Consider the following 21989-nt stretch of genomic DNA (forward strand, 5'->3'; position numbering starts at 1 on the left):
CAATTTCTTTAGAACATAAATAATTTACTATCTAAAGTGTGTGGGCGACTACTCAAGCCCTCAAAAAAGCGTTACACTAGCATGGTGGAGCAGTGTAGCTATTGCGCTGCGGAGTTTTTTAACTGAGGTATCATTTCTTGATACGGACGTTGCTATACGTTAATTGTCTGGAGGTTCGTTATGGTAAAGATTACTAGACGACAATTCTTCAAGGCTACCGGTACAGCAGCGGCAGGGTCCAGTCTGACACTACTTGGTGCGGCGCCAACGCCCGCTATGGCAGAAGTTAGACAGTACAAATTAGCGCGTATGACAGAAACGCGTAATACCTGTCCTTACTGTTCAGTGGCCTGTGGATTATTAATGTACGGTATTGGTGATGGTGCTAAAAACTCTATTGACACGATCGTACACATTGAAGGTGACCCGGATAACCCGGTTAACCGTGGTGCCCTCTGTCCTAAGGGTGCCGGTCTGATTGACTTTATTCACAGCCCGAATCGCTTAAAGTACCCCGAGTATCGTGCTCCGGGTTCAGATAAGTGGGTTCGTATGTCGTGGGAAGAGGCCATTGACAAGGTTGCTCGTCTGATGAAAGACGACCGTGACGCTAACTTTATCGAGAAAAATGAAAAGGGCGAAACGGTTAATCGTTGGTTAACAACAGGTATGTTAGCTGCATCTGCATCGCCTAACGAGGTGGGTTATTTAACTCACAAAGTTATTCGTCCGATGGGGATGTTAGCATTCGATAACCAGGCTCGTGTTTGACATGGTCCGACGGTAGCAGGTCTTGCTCCGACGTTTGGCCGTGGTGCGATGACGAACCACTGGGTCGATATTAAAAATGCCAATGTTGTATTAGTGATGGGCGGTAACGCCGCTGAAGCACACCCCGTGGGCTTTAGATGGGCGATCGAGGCAAAAACACGCAATAAGGCGACGCTTATCTGTGTGGACCCGCGCTTTAATCGTACAGCATCGGTAGCCGATATCTATGCGCCAATCCGTACGGGTACGGATATTGTGTTCTTGGGCGCAGTTATTAAGTATTTATTGGATAATAACAAGATCCAACATGAATACGTACGTCACTACACTGACTTTAGTTTTGTGGTGCGTGAGGATTTTGATTTTAATGAGGGTATTTACTCCGGTTATAACGAGGAAACTCGTACCTATGACCGTAACACGTGGGAATACGAGATTGACGAAGAAACGGGTTATGTTAAAACTGACCCGAGCTTGACCCATCCACGCTGTGTTTATCAGCTGATGAGAAAGCACTATGAGCGTTATACCCCTGAGATGGTTGAGCGTGTCTGCGGTACGCCCAAGGATAAGTTCTTAGAGATTGTCGAGATTATCTCTTCTACACATGTACCAAATCGTACCTTAACCATTCTTTATGCCCTAGGCTGGACGCAGCACTCGATCGGTTCGCAAATTATTCGAACCGCAGCGATGATGCAGTTACTCTTGGGTAATATCGGGATGCCGGGTGGTGGTGTTAATGCCTTACGTGGTCACTCCAATATTCAGGGCTTAACCGATTTAGGTCTGATGACTGATCTATTACCTGGTTACCTTACCCTGGCTAAGGACGGTGAGCAGCGCTTTGATGATTACATTAAAGCGCGTGCCCATAAGCCGATGCGTGAGAATCAGTTAAGCTACTGGGGTAATTACAAAAAGTTCTGGGTTAGTTTAAGTAAGGCCTGGTTCGGTAAGGCGGCAACAGCAGCCAATGATTACTGTTATGACTGGTTCCCTAAACTCGATAAGCCGTATGATATGTTACGTGCTTATGAGATGATGACGCAGGGCAAGTTTAACGGTTATATCTGTCAGGGCTTTAACCCATTAGCGGCGGCACCTCACAAGAAAAAGCAATCTGAGGCCTTTGCTAAGTTGAAGTTTATGGTGGTGATGGATCCTTTACGTACAGATACCTCTGAGTTCTGGCGTAATGCAGGCGAGGAAAATGATGTCGATACGGCATCTATCCAAACCGAAGTGATTCGCTTACCGACCAGTTGCTTTGCTGAGGAATCGGGTGCGCTAGTAAACTCCGGACGTGTCTTACAATGGCACTGGAAGGGTGCTAACCCACCGGGTGAAGCCAAGAGTGATATTGAGATTATGGCCTTGCTCTATAATCGCATTCGTGAGCTTTACCTCGAAGAGGGCGGCGCTTTCCCTGATCCAATCCTTAACTTGGATTGGCCGTACAGCACACGTTTAGATCCTTCAGCTGAGGAGTTAGCTAAGGAGATGAGTGGTAAGGCACTGCTTAATTTAACTAGCCCGAGCGATCCGAGCATTGTGACGCGTAAGGCCGGGGAGCAGCTTGCTGGCTTTGCCGAGTTACGTGATGACGGTTCAACCGCTTGTGGTTGTTGGATTTACTCTGGTTCCTTTACCGAGCAGGGTAATATGATGGCACGTCGCGACAATAGCGACCCAACAGGTATTGGTCTAACCCTTAACTGGGCTTGGGCATGGCCTGCGAACCGTCGTATTTTATACAACCGTGCCTCGGCTGACCCTAATGGCCGTCCATGGGATAGTGACCGTGCGCTTGTTTACTGGAACGGTAGAGCCTGGGTAGGCGCTGACATACCTGACTATAAGGCGGATGAAGCACCGGCTAACGGTATGGGTCCATTTATTATGAACCCTGAGGGTACAGGTCGTTTCTTTGCACGTAAGGGTATGGCCGAAGGTCCGTTCCCTGAGCATTATGAACCGTTCGAGACGCCACTGGCCGTTAACCCGCTGAACCCGAATGAGCCTCGTGCGCTTAATAACCCGGGTGCCCGTGTGTTTAAGCGTGACCTGGAAGATATGGGTAAGGCCGACGAGTTCCCGTACGTAGGTACCACCTATCGTTTAACCGAGCACTTCCATTATTGGACTAAAAACGTCAAGCTCAACGCCATTGCACAACCAGAGCAATTCGTTGAAATTGGCGAGGGCCTAGCTAATAAACTTGGCATTAAGGCCGGTGATCGTGTTAAGGTTTCTTCTAAACGTGACTACATCAAAGCAGTTGCTGTGGTGACTAAGCGTATTAAAACGCTCACGGTCGACGGTAAGGAGTTACATCAGGTTGGTATCCCGTTACACTGGGGCTTTGTAGGTGTGGCTAAAAAAGGCTTCATAGCCAATAGTCTAACGCCTGCGGTCGGTGACGGTAACACTCAGACGCCTGAGTTCAAGTCCTTCCTGGTCAATGTTGAGAAGATTTAATCTATATTTTTCTTAACGGACTAGGTAGGTAGTCCCTTAAAACTGCTCTACAATTAACCATCTGTAGGGCAGTTTTTTATTGGAGTATGACATTGCAAAAAATTCGTTCTAAAGATGAAATTTTAGATGATAGTTCCTTTGCTTTTCCGCGCATTATTTTGCCTGAAGCGAAGTCTGTTTTTAGCTCACGTGCTGCGCGTTTAAGGCAGCTCGCTGAGGATAATCCACTACGTGATTATTTATTATTAATTGCTGTGATAGCAGAGGCTCAAGCCGAGGTGGTGACGCGTTATGCCTTGCCGGTGGTGAGTGAGGAAAGGATCGAATCCTCGCAAAAGTACGGTATGCCAGCGTTACAACCAGCCACGATTGAGCGTGATCCCGTGTGGTTAAAGATACTGGCTGATATTTTGCAGCATTTGATGCAGGCCGATTCCGTTCCGGAGGTGGCGGTGACGGTCGCACAAGCGATGTTAAAGCAAATTAATGATGAGCCAGCGGCCCTCGAAGCCATTGCCGATCGCGTGTTGGCGGATGAGGATGCAGATCCGGCCATGGCGCCGGTGATCATGGCGGCTTTGCAGGTCTATTGGACACAGTTAGCAATTGATTTGGGCGAGGACAATTTACCGGTGGTACAAAAGGAATCCGGCGTCTGCCCATGCTGTGGTTCTTTGCCTGTTAGTAGCGTGGTGCAAATCGGTGCCAATCAAGGCATTCGCTATTTAAGTTGTTCCCTATGTTCTACCCTTTGGCATATGGTACGTGTGGTGTGCTCTACCTGCTTAAGCACTAAGGATATTAGTTATTATCATTTGGAGGGGCAGTCGGAAGCCATTAAGGCAGAGGCCTGTCCGAGTTGCCATAGCTATCGGAAGATTTTCTATCAGGAAAAGGATCTGAATGTGGATCCAATTGCTGATGATTTGGCCACATTGCAATTAGATATCTTGATGGCCGATGAGGGCTTGGAGCGCAGCAGCGGTAATCCATTTTTATGGCAAGCGGCTGAAGTAGGCGAAGAAGAGTAGTTACTGAGGGTGTTGTATGACGCAGAGAGTTTCTTTTAGGGATTTACCGGCGCTTGATAAGTTGTTAAGTAGTGAGGCTTTTAAGCCTTTGCTGGCGGCGTATGGTCATCAATTGGTGAGTCAGCAAGCGCGGTTGATATTAGAGGATTTGCGTCAGAACATTCAGCAAAACAAAGCCTTAGTGATTGACTTAAGATCACCTCACTTGAGTCTTGATTTTGCGCAGCTGACAGCGCGTGCTTTACAAAAAAAGACGCAATCCCAGCTGCGACCAGTGTTTAATCTCACTGGGGTGGTACTGCATACCAATTTGGGTCGTGCCTTATTGCCCGAGGTAGCGATTGAGGCCGTGGTTGAGGCCATGCGTGAGCCGATGAATTTAGAGTACGATTTAGCCTCGGGTGGGCGTGGCGATCGGGATGATCTTATTGAGGAGCTGCTCTGTGAATTAACCGGTGCCGAAGCCGCGACAGTGGTTAATAATAACGCTGCCGCCGTATTGCTTATGTTAAATTCCCTCGCTGCTGAGCGTGAGGTGGTGGTGTCACGCGGTGAACTGGTGGAGATTGGTGGGGCCTTCCGAATTCCGGATATTATGAAGCGTGCCTATGTCAACTTGGTGGAAGTAGGCACTACCAATCGCACGCATGCACATGATTATGAGCAAGCCATTGCTGATAACACCGCCATGTTGATGAAGGTGCATTGCAGTAATTATGAAATTAATGGCTTTACCAAAGAGGTGTCGGTGGCTGAGGTGGCAGCCATTGCGAAGCAGCATGGCTTAGCGTGCACCGTTGACTTAGGCAGTGGTACCCTAGTCGATCTCAGGCAATGGGGTTTGCCAGCGGAGGTCACCGTGCGGCAAACCATTGAGGCCGGTGCTGATATTGTGACCTTCAGTGGTGATAAGCTACTCGGTGGTCCGCAAGCTGGTTTGATTGTAGGCCGTGCCGATTTAATTGCAAAAATCAAAAAAAATCCACTCAAACGTGCACTACGTGTTGGCAAAATCACGTTGGCGGCACTGGAGCCAGTGTTGCAACTATACCGCAGTCCGGAGTTATTGGCAGAGCGCTTAACTACGCTGCGTTTATTTACTCGCAGCCCAGATGCGATCAAGCAAAGTGCGGCAAGCCTGCAACAGACGCTTCAACAATGGGTGGGTCCTGAGTTTAGGGTGACGGTAGAGGCCATGATGAGCCAAATCGGCAGTGGCGCCATGCCAGTCGAGTTACTACCTAGTTATGGTTTAGCCATGCGCTATGTGGGCGAGGGGCGTCCTGGTCGTCATTTACTGGCTTTAGAAAAGCGCTTACGTCGCCTCTCTAAACCGGTGATCGGGCGGATTGCTGACGATACATTATTATTAGATATGCGTTGTTTGGAAAGGCATCAAGAAGCGGAGGTTTTTGGCGCAACTGCAACAGGATTTGACGAGAGTTTAATTCATGATTATTGGTACAGCAGGTCATATTGACCATGGTAAAACGACCTTAATCCGGGCTTTAACGGGGGTTGAAACCGATCGTTTAGAGGAAGAAAAAAGACGCGGGATTTCGATTCAATTAGGTTATGCCTATACTCCCTTAGCTAATGGCGATGTGCTTGGCTTTATTGATGTGCCGGGACATGAGCGTTTAATTCGTACCATGGTTGCCGGCGCCACTGGTATTGATTTTGCCTTATTGGTGGTGGCTGCCGATGACGGGGTGATGCCGCAGACCCGTGAGCATTTAGCGATTCTTTCTTTACTTCATATTACGGCTGGTGCCATTGTGATTACTAAAGCCGCTGTGGTTGATGGGGCTCGCATTGATGAGGTCAAGCAAGAAATAGAGGCCTTGGTCGCCGGTAGTTTTTTGGAAAAAGCACCGTTTTTTGTAACGGATGCCTTAGCTGAGGACCATCTGGGTATTGATGAGTTACGTGAGTATTTATTTAAAGAGGCTGAGGCGCGCGGTAATCAACAGGCTGAAGGTCTATTTCGCTTGGCAGTAGACCGCGTCTTTAGCTTAAGTGGGCAGGGTACTGTGGTGACGGGTACCGTGCATGGGGGTGAATTGGACTTACGTGTTCAAGCAGCTCAAGCCGCTGGTGAGGTGATTGATTTAAGGCACTTTCCCTCAGCTCAGTCGCTGCGAGTTCGCTCTATCCATGCGCAGGATCAACCTTCGCAAACGGCGCGTGCTGGTCAACGTTGTGCCCTCAATGTCGTTGGTCTGGCTAAGGATGCCATTGAGCGCGGTGATTGGATTGCTGATGCGCGTAGCTTCACGCCCTCGTTTAATATTGATGTGAGCTTGCAGTTGCTGCACTCATCAGAGCAAAGAATTCAGGCGTGGACGCCCTTGCATTTGCATATTGCGGCAAAGCATTATTATGTGCATGCGGTGCCATTAAGTCAGGATAGGGTTGAGCCAGGACAGCGTGCCATGGTGCAGTTGGTGTCCACCGAGCCGATTTGCAGTATGACCGGTGATCGCTTTATTATTCGTAATCCGCAGGCGACGCAAACCATTGGCGGCGGTCGGATTCTGCATCCTAATGCACCCGATCGTAAGCGTCGCTCGCCCGAACGCTTAGCGTGGTTAGCGGGGGTGGAGGCTTTTTTAAACGGTGCCAGTATCGAGGTATTGTTAAAATTAGCGCCCTATGGTTTAAGTGAAAAAACACTTTTACGCTTAACCGCTAAGTCTTTGGATAAATTGACCCAGCCACCAGGTGTGTTGGCTTTGGTGCCGGGTGGTGCACAAGCGCAGACGATTTGGATTTTAGCGGATCAATGGCAGGCTTTAGCTGAGCAGGTGGTGCAGCGCTTAGCGGCTTTTCATGAGCAGTCCCCGGACGAGGTGGGGGTAGAGCTGTTGCGTATGCGACGTATGAGCTTACCCAAGGTGAGCGATGGCTTATGGCAGTTATTAGTGCGCTCGCTAATTGAGCAAGGGCGGATTGCTCGCACTCGCAGTTTATTGCATTTACCAGATCATATCCCGGTGTTATCGGCGCAAGAGGCGCAGTTAGCCGAGCAGATTTTACCGATGGTTGAAGCGGGTGGTTCTAATCCGCCATGGGTGCGCGATATTGCTAAGCAATTAGGGGCAGAAGAGGGTGATGTACGACAGGTTTTACGTCGCTTAAGCCGTCAAGGTGAAATTTTCCAAGTAGTGCATGATCTTTTTTATCACCGTAAGTCATTACAGCGCTTGGCACAGATTGTACTCAGCATGGAACCTCAAGATGATATTGGCACGGCCGAGTTTAGAGACGCATCAGGGCTGGGACGCAAGCGCGCGGTGCAGGTGTTAGAGTATTTTGATCGGGCTGGTTTAACGCGTCGGGTCAAGGAACGAAGATTAGTTCGCAACCGCTCTTTAGATTGGTTATAATAGAGCGTTAACTTCGTCGGAAGGTATGCGTAACCGGTGTTGCGGCTGGGCTTCAAATCCAGTTGGGGATGTCAGACATTCCCAGGTAGGTTCGACTCCTGCTACCTTCCGCCAATTTTATTTCAGATGGTGAGTCTCATGGCTGAAAGTAATACGACGCAATCTAATCAATCCCCTCGTTTAACCTCTTTATCGCATGGCGGTGGCTGCGGTTGTAAAATCGCCCCCGATGTACTGTCTAATCTGATGGCTAGTATGCCGACGGGGCAAGCTTTTCCAAATCTTTTGGTGGGCAATGAGACGGCCGATGATGCAGCGGTTTTTCGTTTAAACGATGAGCAGGCATTGATTGCGACTACAGACTTTTTTATGCCGATTGTCGACGATCCTTATGATTTTGGTCGCATTGCAGCGACCAATGCCTTATCAGATATTTATGCCATGGGTGGCACGCCCGTGATGGCCTTAGCCTTGGTGGCAATGCCGATTAATGTTTTGCCGCATGATCAAATTGCTAAAATTCTTCAGGGTGGTGCCGATGTGTGTCAGCAAGCAGGTATTCCGGTCGCTGGCGGGCACTCAATTGACTCGGTTGAGCCGATTTACGGCTTAGCGGCGATGGGTACAGTGCATCCTGAGCAGATTAAGCGTAACTCAAAGGCTAAAACGGGTGATGTGTTGATTCTCACCAAGGGGCTTGGGATCGGTGTATTTTCCGCAGCACTTAAGAAAAACGCCTTGCCTGAGGCTGCCTATCAATTGATGATTGCCTCCACCACTCAGCTGAATACACCAGGTGCAAAGCTTGGTCCTATGGCGGCGGTGCATGCGATGACGGATGTGACGGGCTTTGCTTTATTAGGTCATGCGGCTGAGATTGCGCGTGCTTCGGGTGTTGATTTGCATATTAAGCTAGCGCAAGTACCATTTTTAGAGGGTGCACGTGAGCTTGCCGAGCAGGGCTATATTACCGGTGCTTCTGGTCGTAACTGGCATGCGATTGGCGAGCGTGTCGAATTAGCTGAGGGCATGACGGATGTCGATCGTGCGCTTTTAACCGATCCGCAGACCTCTGGCGGCTTGTTATTAGCTGTAAGTCCGGAGGCGGTGGATGAGGTGTTGGCGCTGCTTAAGGCGGAGGGCTTTAACTTAGCCAGTGTGATTGGTGAGGTGGGTGCAGCGAGTGCTGAACCTAAGGTTAAGGTAGCCTAAAAACTATAAGCGATGCTATTTTCAATGGCGTTGCCCTAGTATAGCATTAGATAAACTATGAAGATTGGTGTTATCGGCGGTGGTAATATGGCTGCCGCGATTATTGATGGCATGCTGCTGCAGGGTAGTTGTCAAGCTGATGAGCTATTGATTTCTGTAAATTCGGAAGCGTCCTTGAATAACTGGCGTGCCAAGGGTGTACAGCAGGTACAAATTGGTGCTAGTGCGGCTTTTGCCGATGCCGATATTTGGTTATTAGCGCTTAAGCCGCAGATGATGCAGACGGTGCTGCAGGAGTATCAGCCGTTTTTTTCGGCTGATAAGCTGGTAATTAGTGTGGCAGCCGGTTTAAGTACTGCCTCCTTAGCTTATTTTCTCACACAGCGTGACGATTCTATATTGAAAATCATTCGCACCATGCCAAATACACCTTCCTTAGTGGGTGAGGGTGTGATTGCGGCCTATTGTGCGGCCGCCGTGACAGCCGCAGAGCGCACTCGTTTTGCAGCGATGTTTAAGGCATGTGGTCGAGTAGACTTCGTTGCTGAGGAGACCATGTTGGATGCGGTGACGGCCTTAAGTGGTAGTGGGGTGGCGTATGTGTATTTATTTGCCGAAGCGCTGATTGAGGGTGCTATTGCTCTTGGCTATGATCAAGCAACAGCCCGTCAACATGCGATTCAGACGCTTAAAGGTGCGACCCAGATGATGGCGCAGTCGTCCTTGCCAATTGCGCAGCTTAGAGCCAATGTCACCTCTAAAAAAGGGACGACGGAGCAGGCCTTATCCGTATTCGAGCGTGAGGATCTAAAAGCGATTGTGGCCATGGCAATGCAGGCAGCCTATGAGCGCGCCAAGGAATTGGCCGTGGAATTAAGTCCTCATCGATCTTCTTAATTTTTATCGTTGGAGTTTTTTGAGCCTTATGTCGCAAGTACAAGATACGCACTTTAGTGGCATGCAATTTGAACCAATCAGACCGCATCAACGCCTGATTGCTTTAGCGATTATGTGTGCCTTAGTGGCAGCGTCCAATTATTTTGTGCAACCACAGTTTCATATTAATGATTGGTTAACCTTGGGGGCTGTTACCTATCCCGTGACTTTTTTAGTGACCGATCTGATGAATCGTCGCTTTGGTCCGCAAGCGGCACGTCGAATTGTGTACTGGGGTTTTGCTGCGGCATTGATTGTATCGATTTATTTGTCAACGCCGAGAATCGCCTTGGCTTCCGGTACGGCTTTTTTACTGGCGCATGTGCTTGATATTTTCGTGTTTCATCGCTTGCGTCAACAGGCATGGTGGTTGGCGCCTTTATTAGCGGGCGTGCTCGCTTCGGTTATCGATACCTTTGTGTTTTTTGCTGTTGCCTTTGTGGGTACGGGCGTGCCTTGGTTTACGCTTACCCTAGGTGACTTGCTACTCAAGGTGAGTTTGTCGATTATGCTGCTGGCTCCCTTTAGAGCGTTGATGTGGAACCTCGGTACGGCAAAACCCAAAAAAAATATGGTGGTTAGCAGTGACTAGCCTGTTGTTTGCCGACGCTGTGCTATTCAGCGTGGCTTTAAGGGCTTAAGTCAAGTAAGGCGCCTTGATAGCGGTGTGGCTAATCGATGATAATCGAATACTTCGCTATCATGGCAACCAGTTCGCTTAGCTCATAATCCTTGCTGACATGAAATTCAGCTAAGCGCCCATGACTCGCAACCTTAGGACAAAAATCCTCAACTAGGTGGTAGCGAAAGCGTAGACTGTAATCATCAAATAATATAACCGTGCCAGCTTCCGCACAGAGCAGACTATATAAAAAACAAGCTACTCGGAAGCGACCATCAATCATAATCAGATCTACCTGCAGCCCTTTTTGTTGGGCTAAGCGCCAAGGCGCCAGCATATACTCATGGTAGTGTTTAATCTTCCTATCATCCATTGGCTTACCCCATTGGCCAACCGGACCAATATCGCAATAGATGAGCTCCACCTGCTTGCTATCGGGGAGATGCGCTTGTACCTTGTGAATCCATTCAACCGAAGAGTCAACGGCGATAATTTGCTTGGCGCCTAATTCATGTGCATGCCAAGTACTGGCGCCAGCGCCGTACTCTACATAGCAATTCGCCTGAGCGACATATTTTTCAAATATTGCTAAGCCTTTTTTATCAAGATGAGGGGTGCTATGTTGATGGTCGCTAGTGAGTAGGCTAAGCACAGTGTATCCTTTTATCAATTGAGAGTCGCTGCTGCCCGATGGCAGGCAAAATAGTATGTTTATAGCATAATCACATTTAAAAAATATGAATTTGCATTGCTCAGTCGCTTGGGTCGTGAACGCTCATTAAAAATCACAGGTATATTAATCCTTAGTTTTGTGTCAAAAATTAAGTGTTATTGCCAATAGTTTCTTAACTAATTACGTATTATGATTGCCTCTTGTTTTACTTATAAGGGCACGAACTTATGGATTTTCTGCCTCAGCTTATACAGCAGCTGTTTAATGGTCTCTCACTAGGAGCCATTTACGCCTTAATTGCGATTGGCTATACGATGGTCTATGGCATTATTGGTATGATTAACTTCGCGCACGGTGAAGTTTATATGATCGGGGCATATGTTGGTTTGGTTACATTGACGGCGATAGGGGTTAATGGCTTTCTGCCTTTGCCTTTATTGATTCTGTTTATGATTTTAGTTGCCGCCGTGGTGACCGGTGTCTACGGTTATACCATTGAGCGAGTAGCGTATAGACCGGCGCGTAATAGTCCGCGTTTAGTTTCACTGATCGCGGCTATTGGTATGTCAATTTTCTTACAGAACTGGGTAGCCCTTGGTCAGGGTGCGCGTGATATGGCGGTACCTAATGTCATTTCCGGCGCATTTCGCTGGGATATGGGCGTTGGTTATCCCGTCATGTTCTCCTACTCACGCCTGTTGATTATCCTGGTCGTCTTTGTCTTAATGATTGCGCTCACGCTCTATATTAAGAATTCTCGTATGGGACGTGCTTCACGTGCCTGTTCACAAGATATGCAGATGGCTAATCTACTAGGTATTGATACCAACCGTGTGGTTTCCTTTACCTTTGTGTTAGGAGCGATGTTAGCCGCGGTGGGCGGTGTATTAATTGCACTGGCGATCGGTAAATTAAATCCATTTATTGGTTTTATTGCGGGTATTAAGGCCTTTACTGCGGCGGTATTGGGCGGTATCGGTAGTATTCCTGGGGCGATTTTAGGCGGGCTATTACTCGGTGTGGTAGAAACCTTAGCGGCGGCTTACTGGTCTTCTGAATACAAAGACATTGTGGCATTTAGCTTATTAGTATTGATTCTACTTTTCCGTCCGACTGGACTCTTAGGTAAACCTGAAGTGGAGAAAGTCTAATGGCTGAAAATCTTAAAACTGCAATTTTTTCTGCTGTATTAACCGCCATTTTAACCATTCCTATTTTCGGTTTACAGCTCGTACGTCAAGGCGCACAGACGCACATTGTTCCTAATTGGGAATTTGTGTTGATGGGTATTGCTGCGGTCTTTGTGGTGCAACTCTTCCGTCCTTATCTCTTTAAAAGCTTTGCCAAGAATAAGCGCGGCAGTGGTTGGGCGATACCTGTATTAAAGCCGCGGACGATTAATTTACTGATTCTATTAGTGGTTACCGCTGCTGCAATTTGGCCCTTTTTCAGTTCCCGTTCTAATGTCGATATTGCGACGCTTGTCCTCATTTATGTGATGTTAGGATTGGGTTTAAATATTGTCGTGGGTTTTGCGGGTTTACTCGATCTGGGCTTTGTGGGTTTTTATGCGGTTGGTGCCTATACCTACGCCTTATTATTCCATTGGGCTGGTTGGGGCTTCTGGTCCGCTTTACCCGTTGCCGGTGGCATGGCTGCCTTGTTCGGTTATCTACTCGGTTTCCCAGTACTGAGATTAAGGGGCGACTATTTAGCCATTGTGACCTTAGGTTTTGGTGAGATTATTCGTCTTTTATTAATTAACCTCAGCCAATGGACGGGTGGTCCGGATGGTATTGCCAATATCCCTAAGCCAACTTTGTTAGGTCATGCCATGACGCGTCGCGCGCCGGCGGGTGAGGAGACTTTCCATCAGATGATGGGATGGGCCTATGATGCGAATCATGTGGTGATTTATCTCTATCTATTAGCTTTGGCTTTGGCGGTGATTACCTTATTAGTTTCTAATCGCTTGATTCGTATGCCCATTGGTCGTGCTTGGGAGGCCTTACGTGAGGATGAGATTGCTTGTCGTTCCTTGGGTCTGAATCCGACCACGATCAAATTATCCGCCTTTACCTTAGGTGCGATGTTTGCCGGTTTCGGTGGTGCGTTTTTTGCAGCGCGACAAGGCTTAGTTAACCCCGAGTCCTTTACCTTTATTGAGTCGGCCTTAATCCTTGCAGTGGTGGTGCTGGGTGGTATGGGCTCACAAGTGGGCGTGATTCTTGCGGCGATCTTATTAACCGCCTTGCCTGAGATTGCACGTCAATTTGCTGAATATCGGATGTTGATTTTCGGTTTAGTGATGGTATTGATGATGGTCTGGCGACCTCAGGGTTTATTACCTGCACAACGTGCCCATGTGGAGATTAAGTAATGAGTGATATTGTTTTAGAAGCTCGTGATATCTGCATGCGTTTTGGTGGTTTATTGGCAGTTGATCATGTTTCTTTTGAGGTAAGGAAGAATGAGATCTTTGCTATTATTGGCCCGAATGGTGCAGGTAAAACCACGGTATTTAATTGCGTCAGCGGTTTTTATAAGCCAACTAGCGGTAACATCACGTTAAACTCAAAGGATATCACCGGCTGGACTAGTCATATGGTGGCTAGACAGGGCCTCGTGAGAACCTTTCAAAACGTGCGTTTATTTAAAAATCTCACGGTCTTGGAAAATCTGTTGGTAGCGCAACACAATAAAGGCGCCGGTTTTCTGCACGGCTTATTGAATTTACCCAGTCATCGACGCGCTGAAAAGCAAGCTTTAGAAAGGGCGGTTTTTTGGTTGGAGTTTATGGGTATCAAGGAATTCGCTAATCGCGAAGCGGGTAATTTAGCTTATGGTCATCAACGTCGTTTAGAAATTGCGCGTTGTATGATTACCGAGCCTAAGCTCTTATTGTTAGATGAGCCGGCAGCCGGTTTAAACCCACAGGAAAAGATTGAGTTAGCTAGTCTAATCAATCAGTTACGTCATGATTATGATTTATCGGTGCTATTAATTGAGCATGATATGGGCTTGATTATGAATATTTCCGATCGTATTTTAGCAATGGAGTATGGTAAGCCTTTAATTACCGGTACCCCGGAGCAGGTACGTAATGATCCTGAAGTGATTAAGGCTTATCTCGGAGAGTAATCATGGCAATGTTAAAACTGGATAGTATTAATTCGGGCTACGGTGCAATTCAGGCCCTGCACGATGTTAGCTTACACATAGATGAGGGCGAGATTGTTACCTTAATCGGTAGTAATGGTGCCGGTAAGACCACCACGCTCTCAACCATTTGCGGTAATCCACGCGTTCGCACCGGTAGCATCCATTTTATGGGTGAGGATATTTCAGAGCTACCGACGCATGCCATTATGCGTAAGGGGTTAGCGATTTCACCGGAGGGACGGCGCGTTTTTCCGGACCTGAATGTACTCGAAAACCTCCAGATGGGTGGTTTCTTTTTAAACCGTGAGGAGATTGAGGCTGGGCTAGAGCATGTATTTGAGCTTTTCCCTCGCTTGCGTGAGCGTGCCACACAGCGCTCTGGCTTGATGTCGGGCGGTGAGCAGCAGATGCTAGCTATTGGCCGTGCCTTGATGAGTAAACCCAGAATGCTGCTGTTAGATGAGCCTACCCTGGGCTTAGCGCCATTAATTATTGAGCAGATTTTTGAGATTATCAAAACCATCCGTGATGATGGTATCACGGTGTTCCTAGTCGAGCAAAATGCTAATAAGGCCTTACAAATTGCCGATCGTGGCTATGTGTTGGAGACGGGACGTATTGTGTTGCACGATACGGGTGCTAATCTCTTGCTTAATGATCAGGTTGGTAAGGCCTATTTAGGTCATTGATGGAGTCGCTTGCGGGTAAAAGCAAAAAGCCCACCTGATGGTGGGCTTCTTACTATATTGCTTAGTCACGCTTAGGCGTAGGCTGCTCGGTCATATCATGACCGGTGGTGATGCCGTCGCTTTCTGCTTCATGTGGTGCTGCTTCAGCAGTGCTCGTATCCACAGCATCCGCTCGCTCCTCATCCACTAGTTCCACCTCTTCAGCCTGTGCCACCGCAGTGGTTTGAGCGCTCTGTTCAAAGCCCAAAGCATTGCTCGTGGTTGTGGATTTTTCTTTGGCCAGTTGATAGGTAGCACGCTCTTTAACTGCGCTTAAGAACATTTCAATATTTTTATGCTCAGGCAACAGCTTAGCCTCAGCCTCTAAACCTAATAAGATATAGGCTAAATCAATATCTGCCGCACAGAAGCGGCTACCACAGGTCCAACCACTGGCTGCCAGTGACTGATCGATGTAATTTAATTGACGCTGCAGTTCCGGCATAATGTGCGTATTCAGGTAGTTTAAGACCGTTTTTTTCATAATTGAGCGAGCAAAAAACGGTACTCTAGATTGACCTAATTTATGAATGATGCTCTGTTGTTCAACTAGCGGCAAAAGTGTAGCTTCTAGATAGTGCACCCATTGTAAATACTGGATATAGTCAGGGTGAGCCATTGGCGGGCGCATACCGCAACGGTCATAGCTACTGAGCAAGTATTCACGGACAGCACCATGCGTCGCAATGCTAATATTCCCGTCTAAGAGAATAGGGGCCTTGCTTAAGGGGTGGGTTTCGCTATCAGAAGCCTCGTCGGCTTCTTGACGATGATTAAGTTGAAAGGTGAGACCAAGCTCACAAGCTAACCAGATACTACGAAAGGAGCCTGTCGAGGGAAGGTGAAAAATAGTGATCACGGTCATTATCTCCTTGGGAAATGGTAAATAAGGTTAAGCAATTTGTTGCGTCAATTAAAGTGAACGATATCCGTGCGCCTCCAGCAGCTTATTACTTAAGTAAGGCGACGACGCGCTGATGTAAGCCCTCAATATCATGACTATTGGAGGCGAGGAAAGCAGCTTTGCCATTGGTATCAAAAACATAAATCCCCTCCGCATGCATCACATCATAGAGCTCCGGATTGTTCGGATTTTTTGGCTTTTCAATTTGGTAAGCCACTCGATAACGTTTAGCAATGGCGGCAATTTCTTTTTCCGTTCCGCTTAGACCAATAGCACCTAGACCGAAAGCCTCTAGATATTTTTCTAAGCGGGCAGGGGTATCACGATGCGGATCGACACTGATAAAAATAACTTGCACCTGCGCTTGTTGTTGTTCGCTGAGCATGCTTTTCATCAGTGCCAGCTCCGCCATGGTGGTAGGACACACATCGGGGCAATAGGTATAGCCGAAATAAACTAAGACTACTTTTTGTTTAAACTGTTGCTCGCTTAAGCGCTGCTCATCGGTGTGCTGCAGCTCAAATTTTAAATCGGGCAGATGTGAGCGGGTTGAGTAAAATTGAGTTTCAGCCAAGGCCGAGTCAATAGGCGTTGCCATCCCCAGGCACGCTAGGGAGAGGGCAAAGGCAAGCGAGGATTTTTTTAATCGCTTTATCATCTTAATCTCTTATTAGCTTTGTTCATCCACCATACCGTGGTGTCGTAATAAGGCAGCAGGATCCGCTGGGCGTCCACGGAACTTTTCAAAAAACTCAGTTGCAGGCAAGGAGCCGCCAACGGCGAGAATTTCATTTTTAAAGTGTTCACCAGCTTGCGGGTTAAGCGTGCCAAATTCCTCTGTGGCATGCTCTTCAAAATAGCTATAGGCATCTGCTGAGAGCACTTCAGCCCACTTATAGCTATAGTAGCCAGCCGCATAACCACCCGCAAAAATATGGGAGAAATTATGCGGGAAGCGGTGCCAGCTAGGTGGCATCACGACCGCAACCTCCTGTCGAACCTCATCTAGCAGCGTCAGCACATCGGCGATGGTTTGCTGCTCCAATTGCTGGTGTAGCAGCATATCAAATAAGGCAAACTCCAACTGCCGTACGGTTTGCATACCGGTTTGGAAGTTTTTTGCGGCGATAATTTTGTCAAATAACTGGCGTGGCAAAGGCTCACCACTTTCTTGGTGACGGCTTAGCTTTTGCATCACCGGCCACTCATAGCAGAAGTTTTCCATAAACTGTGAGGGCAACTCGATCGCATCCCATTCCACACTAGCAAAGGGTGAGGCAGAGGGCTCATCCACCTTGGAAAGGAGTGCATGCAGTGCATGACCCATTTCGTGGAATAGCGTCACCACATCATCTAAACGCAGTAGACCAGCTTTAGCGCCTTGGGGTGGGGTAAAGTTACATGTTAAATAGACCACCGGCGTGATTAACTCACCCTGATGACGTTGGCGAGTGCGCTCATTAGCTACCCAAGCACCACTTTGTTTGGCGTTACGAGCGTGTAAGTCAGTATATAAATAACCGATTAACTGATCTGCCTCTTTGAGGGCAAAGACCTTGGCGTCTTGATGCCACGTTTGGGCCTCCGTGGCTTCGAATTTGACCTTAAAGAGATGCTCAATAATCGTAAATAAACCATTTAATACCTGGTCTTCAGGTAGGTATTGTTTAACTTCTTCATCCGAATAAGCGAATTTCTTTTCGCGTAATCGCTCGGAGACATAGGCTAAATCCCATGGCTCCAACGCTGCCATACCCAGCTCTTGACGGGCAAAGGCGCTCAGTTCGGCCATATCTTTTTCGGCAAATGGCTTAGCTTTGGCGGCTAAGTCACGAATAAAATCGATCACTTGCTGCGGGCTGTCGGCCATGCGTTTTTCTAATTGCATGGTGGCAAAATCCTTAAAGCCAAGTAATTTAGCAAGCTCAAGCCGTAGTTTTAGTAATGTTTCAATATTGTCAGAGTTATCAAACTGCTTATCACCTTGCTCTGAAGCAATGGTGGCATAGCCTTGATACATGCGTTGGCGTAGCGCTTGATTGCTAGCATACTGCATCACAGGGAGATAGGAGGGCATTTTTAAAGTAAAGGTCCAACCTTTGCCACCGGCCAAGTCATTGGCCGCTGCTAATACTTGCTCTGGGATGCCAGCTACTTCTTCAGCATCTTCGGTGTGGTAGCTCCATTTGTCGGTTGCATCCAAAGCGTTTAGGGCAAATTGCTGACTGGTCATGGCGAGTTGCTCACTAATCTCAGCATAGCGAGTTTTGGCTTCACCTTCTAAGCTTACGCCACTGAGTTCAAAGTCCTTGAGCGCTTCGGTGATAATGCGTTGACGAGTTTTGCTAAGCGCTTGGAAAGCCTCACTTTGGTGGAGCATTTGATACTGTTCAAATAGCGCCTTATTCAGACCAATCCAGGTCGAAAACTCAGACACTTGCGGTAATAGGGTATTGTAGGCGCTACGAACGGCATCGGTGTTGTGTACATTATTTAAGTGATTGACCACATTCCAAGCACGCCATAAGCGAGCCGTACCATATTCCATAGGTTCGATAAAGTTGTCCCAGTTGGGATCCGCTATGGTGATTAATTGCTCAATCAGCGCTTTTGCTTCTTTGAGTAAAAACTCAATGGTCGGTACAATATGCTCGGGCTCAATCGCCTCATACGGCATCAATTGTTCAAGCGGCGTTAATAAGGGGTTGTTACTAAGTTGCCCAGTCATGCTTAAGACAGCTCCTCTAGACCATGTTGTTGCATCGTCGCTTGAATGGTATTAACTAATAGCATGGTGATGGTCATGGGACCCACGCCACCCGGTACCGGGGTGATGGCTGCCGCCACTTTGGATGCCTCATCAAAAATAACATCACCCACTAGCTTGCCATTATCCAGGCGATTAATACCCACATCGATGACCACGGCACCGGGTTTAATCATGTCGCCGCTAATCATCATGGGTCGACCGGTGGCGACCACAAGCACATCGGCGCGCTTGGTGTGAGCGACCAAATCCTTGGTTTTGGAATTACAAATGGTGACGGTGGCACCGGCTTTTTGTAAGAGTAGGGCAATGGGTTTGCCAACAATATTACTGGCACCAACAATCACCGCTTCAGCACCACGTAAGGTGACGTTCTGATCCTCTAGCATCTTCATGATGCCATAGGGGGTGCAAGGAATGAGCTGCGGTTCACCGGTCATTAAGGCGCCCGCATTTAAGCGGTGAAAGCCGTCCACATCCTTTTCGGCTTTGATATGTTGAATTATTAACTGGCTATCTAAATGATCCGGTAAGGGTAACTGCACCAAGATGCCATTCACCTTAGGATTCTCATTTAATTGATGAATTTTTGCCAATAACTCTGCTTGAGAAATATCGCTAGGCAAGCTCACTACCTCGGAATCCAAGCCCATTTTGATAAAGGTATTGTGCTTATTACGCACATAGACTTGGGAGGCAGGATCCTCACCCACTAAGACCACGGTTAGCGAGGGCGTGATGCCTTTTGCCTTAATTGCTTCAATGGTGGGCGCTAAACCCTGTTTGATTTTTTCTGATAAAGCTTTGCCGTCAATGATACTAGCGTTCATACAAAAACTTGAATCCTTTAGATAATTACTTCTTTAAAACGATTTTCATGAGGTCTGCGACGGTGCTGACCTCGAGCTTTTCCATGATATTGGCACGATGTGCTTCTACCGTTTTGATACTTATACTGAGGTCATCGGCAATTTGCTTATTCAGACGACCAGCCACAATACGCTCAAGTACTTGCTCTTCACGTGAGGTAAGGCGGGCTAATAAACTGTCTACCGCTTGTTGAGAAATCGCTTCCTGCATTTGTTCATAAGCCTGATCGAGGAAACGCGCAATGACGGGTTTGATATCTTCAAGATTAAAAGGCTTTTCAATAAAGTCTACTGCGCCTTTTTTCATGGTTGAAACCGCCATATTCACATCGCCATGACCGGTGATGAAAATAATGGGTAGGGTGGCTTTACGCTCTAATAACTGCTCTTGTAGTTGTAAGCCAGACATACCCGGCATCCGTACATCAGTGATTAAGACACTGACAAGATTAGGATTATACTGCTCTAAAAATTCCTCACCACTGGCAAATGTCTGTACTCGGTAGTTTTGAGTTTCTAGTAGTAGACGCAGTGAATCTCTAACGGCATCATCATCATCAACAATAAAAATTACACTATTACTATGGTCTATCATAATTAATTTATTGCTCCATTTTGTGAAGTTGAGTTATCAGCTTTTCTATAACAGGGAATTCTGAATGTAAATATTGTACCGCCACTGGGATTATTTTCAGCCCATAAGCTGCCGCGGTGTGATTCTATAATTGAGCGACAGATATTTAGACCAATGCCCAAACCCTCTTTTTTGGTGCTGTAAAAGGGTTCAAATAAGCGTTCAGGATCCTTGAGGCCATGACCGCTATCAATGACTTGTACCTGTATTTCCAAGCCCACTTGCGATACATTCACATACAGTGTCTCGTGCTCACTTTGACTCATCGCCTCAAGGCCATTTTTAACTATATTTAGGAGTACCTGCTCAATTAATATTGGATCGGCATACACCTCAGGTAGGTCCTCGGGTAGGTTAACCTCGATTTGCTTACTATATTTGCGACTTTCAAAAAAGGCTAAATCCATTGTGTTTTCAACAATGGTATCAATTTTAACGGCTTGACGTTCGGGCTCGTTACGGCGCACAAAATCACGAATACGACCAATAATTCGTCCGGCCCGTTCGGCTTGAGAAACGGATTTATCCAGTACCTGTAATAAGCGCTCTTGATCCAGATGCTCACTTTTAATTAAGGCGGCAATGGCTGAGTTGTAATTGACAATGGCAGTGAGTGGCTGATTCAGCTCATGGGCCAAAGAACTTGCCATTTCGCCCAGCGTGCTTAAACGGCCACTTAACTGCACCTTTTCCTGCTGCGCACTGAGTTTTTGCTCATACTCACGGCGCTGAGAAATATCCCGTGCTACTTGTAAACGTACCTTACGCCCATCAGTCCAGTTTAGGGTGCGATGTTGCACTTCAAACCAGGCACCGATCTGTGCGATGTAGAGCTCGTTATTTGCCAAGGGATCATTTTCATGATGTGCGGTGGCGGCATTATAAAGTAAGGTGTGGCCATGTGCTTCTGAACCCCAAAGTCGACGATAGGTACGATTGGCAAAGAGTAGTTCGGTGCCATTGGGCGTATCGGCGACTACCGAAATCGTATCATCCAGACTTTCCAATACCGTCATAAAGCGTTCGTGCGCTGCTGTTAAAGCCTCGCGAATACGCTTAGGCTCCGTAATATCGGTCATTGAGGTCATCCAACCAATTTGTTCGCCATTCGGATCCATCAGCGGGGACACATACAGACGGGCCGTAAAAATAGAGCCGTCCCGGCGTTTTGCCTCCATCTCCATACCCGAGCTAGGGGTCTTGCCACTTAAGACGATATCTAGGTATTTCTCATGTTGTTCGAACTTATCCTCCACCCAATAGGGATAGGGGAAAAGCGTGCCTAGTAATTCAGATTCATTCCACCCAACCATACGGCAAAAAGCGGGATTCACATACACCACACGACCTTGCAAATCTAAAACGCGCATCCCGGTGGACATGGAGTTTTCCATGGCACGTCTAAAGGTGGTTTCTAAAAAGAGCTGCTCCTCAGCCTCAGAACGGATACGGGTGTAATGCCACAAAGTCAGTAAACTGATGACGATGGTAAATGACATGGCCACCACCAGAAATATCAATAACTGGTGTCTGACTTCCTCTGTGTTTGAATAGAGAATGGCGTGCTGATGTTGAATCTTTTGAATTGCCATAAAGGCAAAAATCACTAAGACATAGAGCACTAATACAAAGACCGGAATGATCCAATGCATTCTACGCTTATTTTCGTTTTTAAGCGTTTGGGGCAAAATAAGCGAAAGATGGGAGTTTGACGCCATATCAATCTACTAAAAACTACTCACTAAACCGTGTAAAAGGATTGTGATGCCGAAATTGTATATAAGCGTTTTATTTTAACAAGTTTAGTAAG

18 protein-coding genes and 1 tRNA gene are annotated in these 21989 nt (G+C 47.3%); 12 read left to right on the forward strand and 7 right to left on the reverse strand.

The window, feature by feature from the left end:
- Nucleotides 1–180 precede the first annotated feature (180 nt).
- The 8 genes from fdnG to HMPREF3179_RS07455 all read left to right on the forward strand — a co-directional run bounded on the left by fdnG (nt 181) and on the right by HMPREF3179_RS07455 (nt 10412).
- On the forward strand, nt 181–3252 hold the full coding sequence (fdnG, locus tag HMPREF3179_RS07420; protein ID WP_141743455.1) for a formate dehydrogenase-N subunit alpha: 3072 nt from the start codon (nt 181–183) through the stop codon (nt 3250–3252).
- Nucleotides 3253–3338: 86 nt separating this feature from the next.
- The gene (gene fdhE / locus HMPREF3179_RS07425; protein ID WP_083290721.1) at nt 3339–4283 is read left to right on the forward strand and encodes a formate dehydrogenase accessory protein FdhE; all 945 of its coding nucleotides are present in this window, start codon (nt 3339–3341) and stop codon (nt 4281–4283) included.
- Nucleotides 4284–4299: 16 nt separating this feature from the next.
- A complete protein-coding gene (selA, locus tag HMPREF3179_RS07430; protein ID WP_083290722.1) occupies nt 4300–5763 on the forward strand; it encodes an L-seryl-tRNA(Sec) selenium transferase in 1464 nt (487 codons plus the stop codon).
- Entirely contained in the window at nt 5735–7672 is a 1938-nt protein-coding gene (gene selB, locus HMPREF3179_RS07435; protein ID WP_070470435.1) for a selenocysteine-specific translation elongation factor, read from the forward strand. The genes selA and selB overlap by 29 nt, the downstream gene beginning before the upstream one ends.
- A gap of 18 nt (nt 7673–7690) precedes the next feature.
- Nucleotides 7691–7786 (forward strand) — tRNA-Sec (locus tag HMPREF3179_RS07440).
- 24 nt (nt 7787–7810) lie between these two features.
- Nucleotides 7811–8884, forward strand: a complete 1074-nt coding sequence (selD, locus tag HMPREF3179_RS07445) for a selenide, water dikinase SelD (RefSeq protein ID WP_036557137.1) — start codon at nt 7811–7813, stop codon at nt 8882–8884.
- A 57-nt stretch (nt 8885–8941) separates the two neighbouring features.
- The gene (proC, locus tag HMPREF3179_RS07450; protein ID WP_070470438.1) at nt 8942–9781 is read left to right on the forward strand and encodes a pyrroline-5-carboxylate reductase; all 840 of its coding nucleotides are present in this window, start codon (nt 8942–8944) and stop codon (nt 9779–9781) included.
- A 28-nt stretch (nt 9782–9809) separates the two neighbouring features.
- Nucleotides 9810–10412, forward strand: a complete 603-nt coding sequence (locus HMPREF3179_RS07455) for a queuosine precursor transporter (RefSeq protein WP_083290404.1) — start codon at nt 9810–9812, stop codon at nt 10410–10412.
- 79 nt (nt 10413–10491) lie between these two features.
- On the opposite strand, the gene HMPREF3179_RS07460 is transcribed toward HMPREF3179_RS07455, so the two are convergent.
- On the reverse strand, nt 10492–11094 hold the full coding sequence (locus tag HMPREF3179_RS07460; protein ID WP_070470439.1) for a hypothetical protein: 603 nt from the start codon (nt 11092–11094) through the stop codon (nt 10492–10494).
- 248 nt (nt 11095–11342) lie between these two features.
- Between HMPREF3179_RS07460 and livH the strand changes: the two genes are divergently transcribed.
- The 4 genes from livH to HMPREF3179_RS07480 are packed head-to-tail and all read left to right on the forward strand — an operon-like array spanning nt 11343 to nt 14966.
- Nucleotides 11343–12266 (forward strand): high-affinity branched-chain amino acid ABC transporter permease LivH, encoded by a 924-nt coding sequence (gene livH, locus HMPREF3179_RS07465; RefSeq protein WP_018026586.1) that lies wholly within the window; start codon nt 11343–11345, stop codon nt 12264–12266.
- Entirely contained in the window at nt 12266–13495 is a 1230-nt protein-coding gene (locus tag HMPREF3179_RS07470) for a high-affinity branched-chain amino acid ABC transporter permease LivM (protein ID WP_070470441.1), read from the forward strand. The genes livH and HMPREF3179_RS07470 overlap by 1 nt, the downstream gene beginning before the upstream one ends.
- Entirely contained in the window at nt 13495–14256 is a 762-nt protein-coding gene (gene livG / locus HMPREF3179_RS07475; RefSeq protein WP_070470443.1) for a high-affinity branched-chain amino acid ABC transporter ATP-binding protein LivG, read from the forward strand. Before HMPREF3179_RS07470 ends, livG begins: the two co-directional genes overlap by 1 nt.
- A gap of 8 nt (nt 14257–14264) precedes the next feature.
- Entirely contained in the window at nt 14265–14966 is a 702-nt protein-coding gene (locus HMPREF3179_RS07480; RefSeq protein ID WP_026156850.1) for an ABC transporter ATP-binding protein, read from the forward strand.
- 61 nt (nt 14967–15027) lie between these two features.
- On the opposite strand, the gene HMPREF3179_RS07485 is transcribed toward HMPREF3179_RS07480, so the two are convergent.
- From HMPREF3179_RS07485 to HMPREF3179_RS07510, 6 genes are all read right to left on the reverse strand, one after another.
- Complete coding sequence (locus HMPREF3179_RS07485) at nt 15028–15870, reverse strand: glutathione S-transferase family protein (RefSeq protein WP_070470445.1); 843 nt, start codon at nt 15868–15870, stop codon at nt 15028–15030.
- 85 nt (nt 15871–15955) lie between these two features.
- The gene (locus HMPREF3179_RS07490) at nt 15956–16567 is read right to left on the reverse strand and encodes an SCO family protein (RefSeq protein ID WP_018026598.1); all 612 of its coding nucleotides are present in this window, start codon (nt 16565–16567) and stop codon (nt 15956–15958) included.
- A gap of 12 nt (nt 16568–16579) precedes the next feature.
- Nucleotides 16580–18637, reverse strand: a complete 2058-nt coding sequence (locus tag HMPREF3179_RS07495; protein ID WP_070470447.1) for a M3 family metallopeptidase — start codon at nt 18635–18637, stop codon at nt 16580–16582.
- Nucleotides 18638–18639: 2 nt separating this feature from the next.
- Nucleotides 18640–19506 carry a bifunctional methylenetetrahydrofolate dehydrogenase/methenyltetrahydrofolate cyclohydrolase FolD gene (gene folD / locus HMPREF3179_RS07500; protein ID WP_070470449.1) on the reverse strand — a complete coding sequence of 289 codons (867 nt, stop codon included), beginning with the start codon at nt 19504–19506 and terminating at the stop codon, nt 18640–18642.
- 25 nt (nt 19507–19531) lie between these two features.
- Nucleotides 19532–20143, reverse strand: coding sequence for a response regulator transcription factor (locus HMPREF3179_RS07505; protein ID WP_181464256.1), 612 nt, complete (start codon nt 20141–20143; stop codon nt 19532–19534).
- Nucleotides 20143–21897 carry a PAS domain-containing sensor histidine kinase gene (locus tag HMPREF3179_RS07510; protein ID WP_070470454.1) on the reverse strand — a complete coding sequence of 585 codons (1755 nt, stop codon included), beginning with the start codon at nt 21895–21897 and terminating at the stop codon, nt 20143–20145. The genes HMPREF3179_RS07505 and HMPREF3179_RS07510 overlap by 1 nt, the downstream gene beginning before the upstream one ends.
- Nucleotides 21898–21989: the final 92 nt, after the last annotated feature.

Source organism: Oligella sp. HMSC09E12 (genome assembly GCF_001808505.1).
Classification (GTDB): domain Bacteria; phylum Pseudomonadota; class Gammaproteobacteria; order Burkholderiales; family Burkholderiaceae_B; genus Oligella; species Oligella urethralis.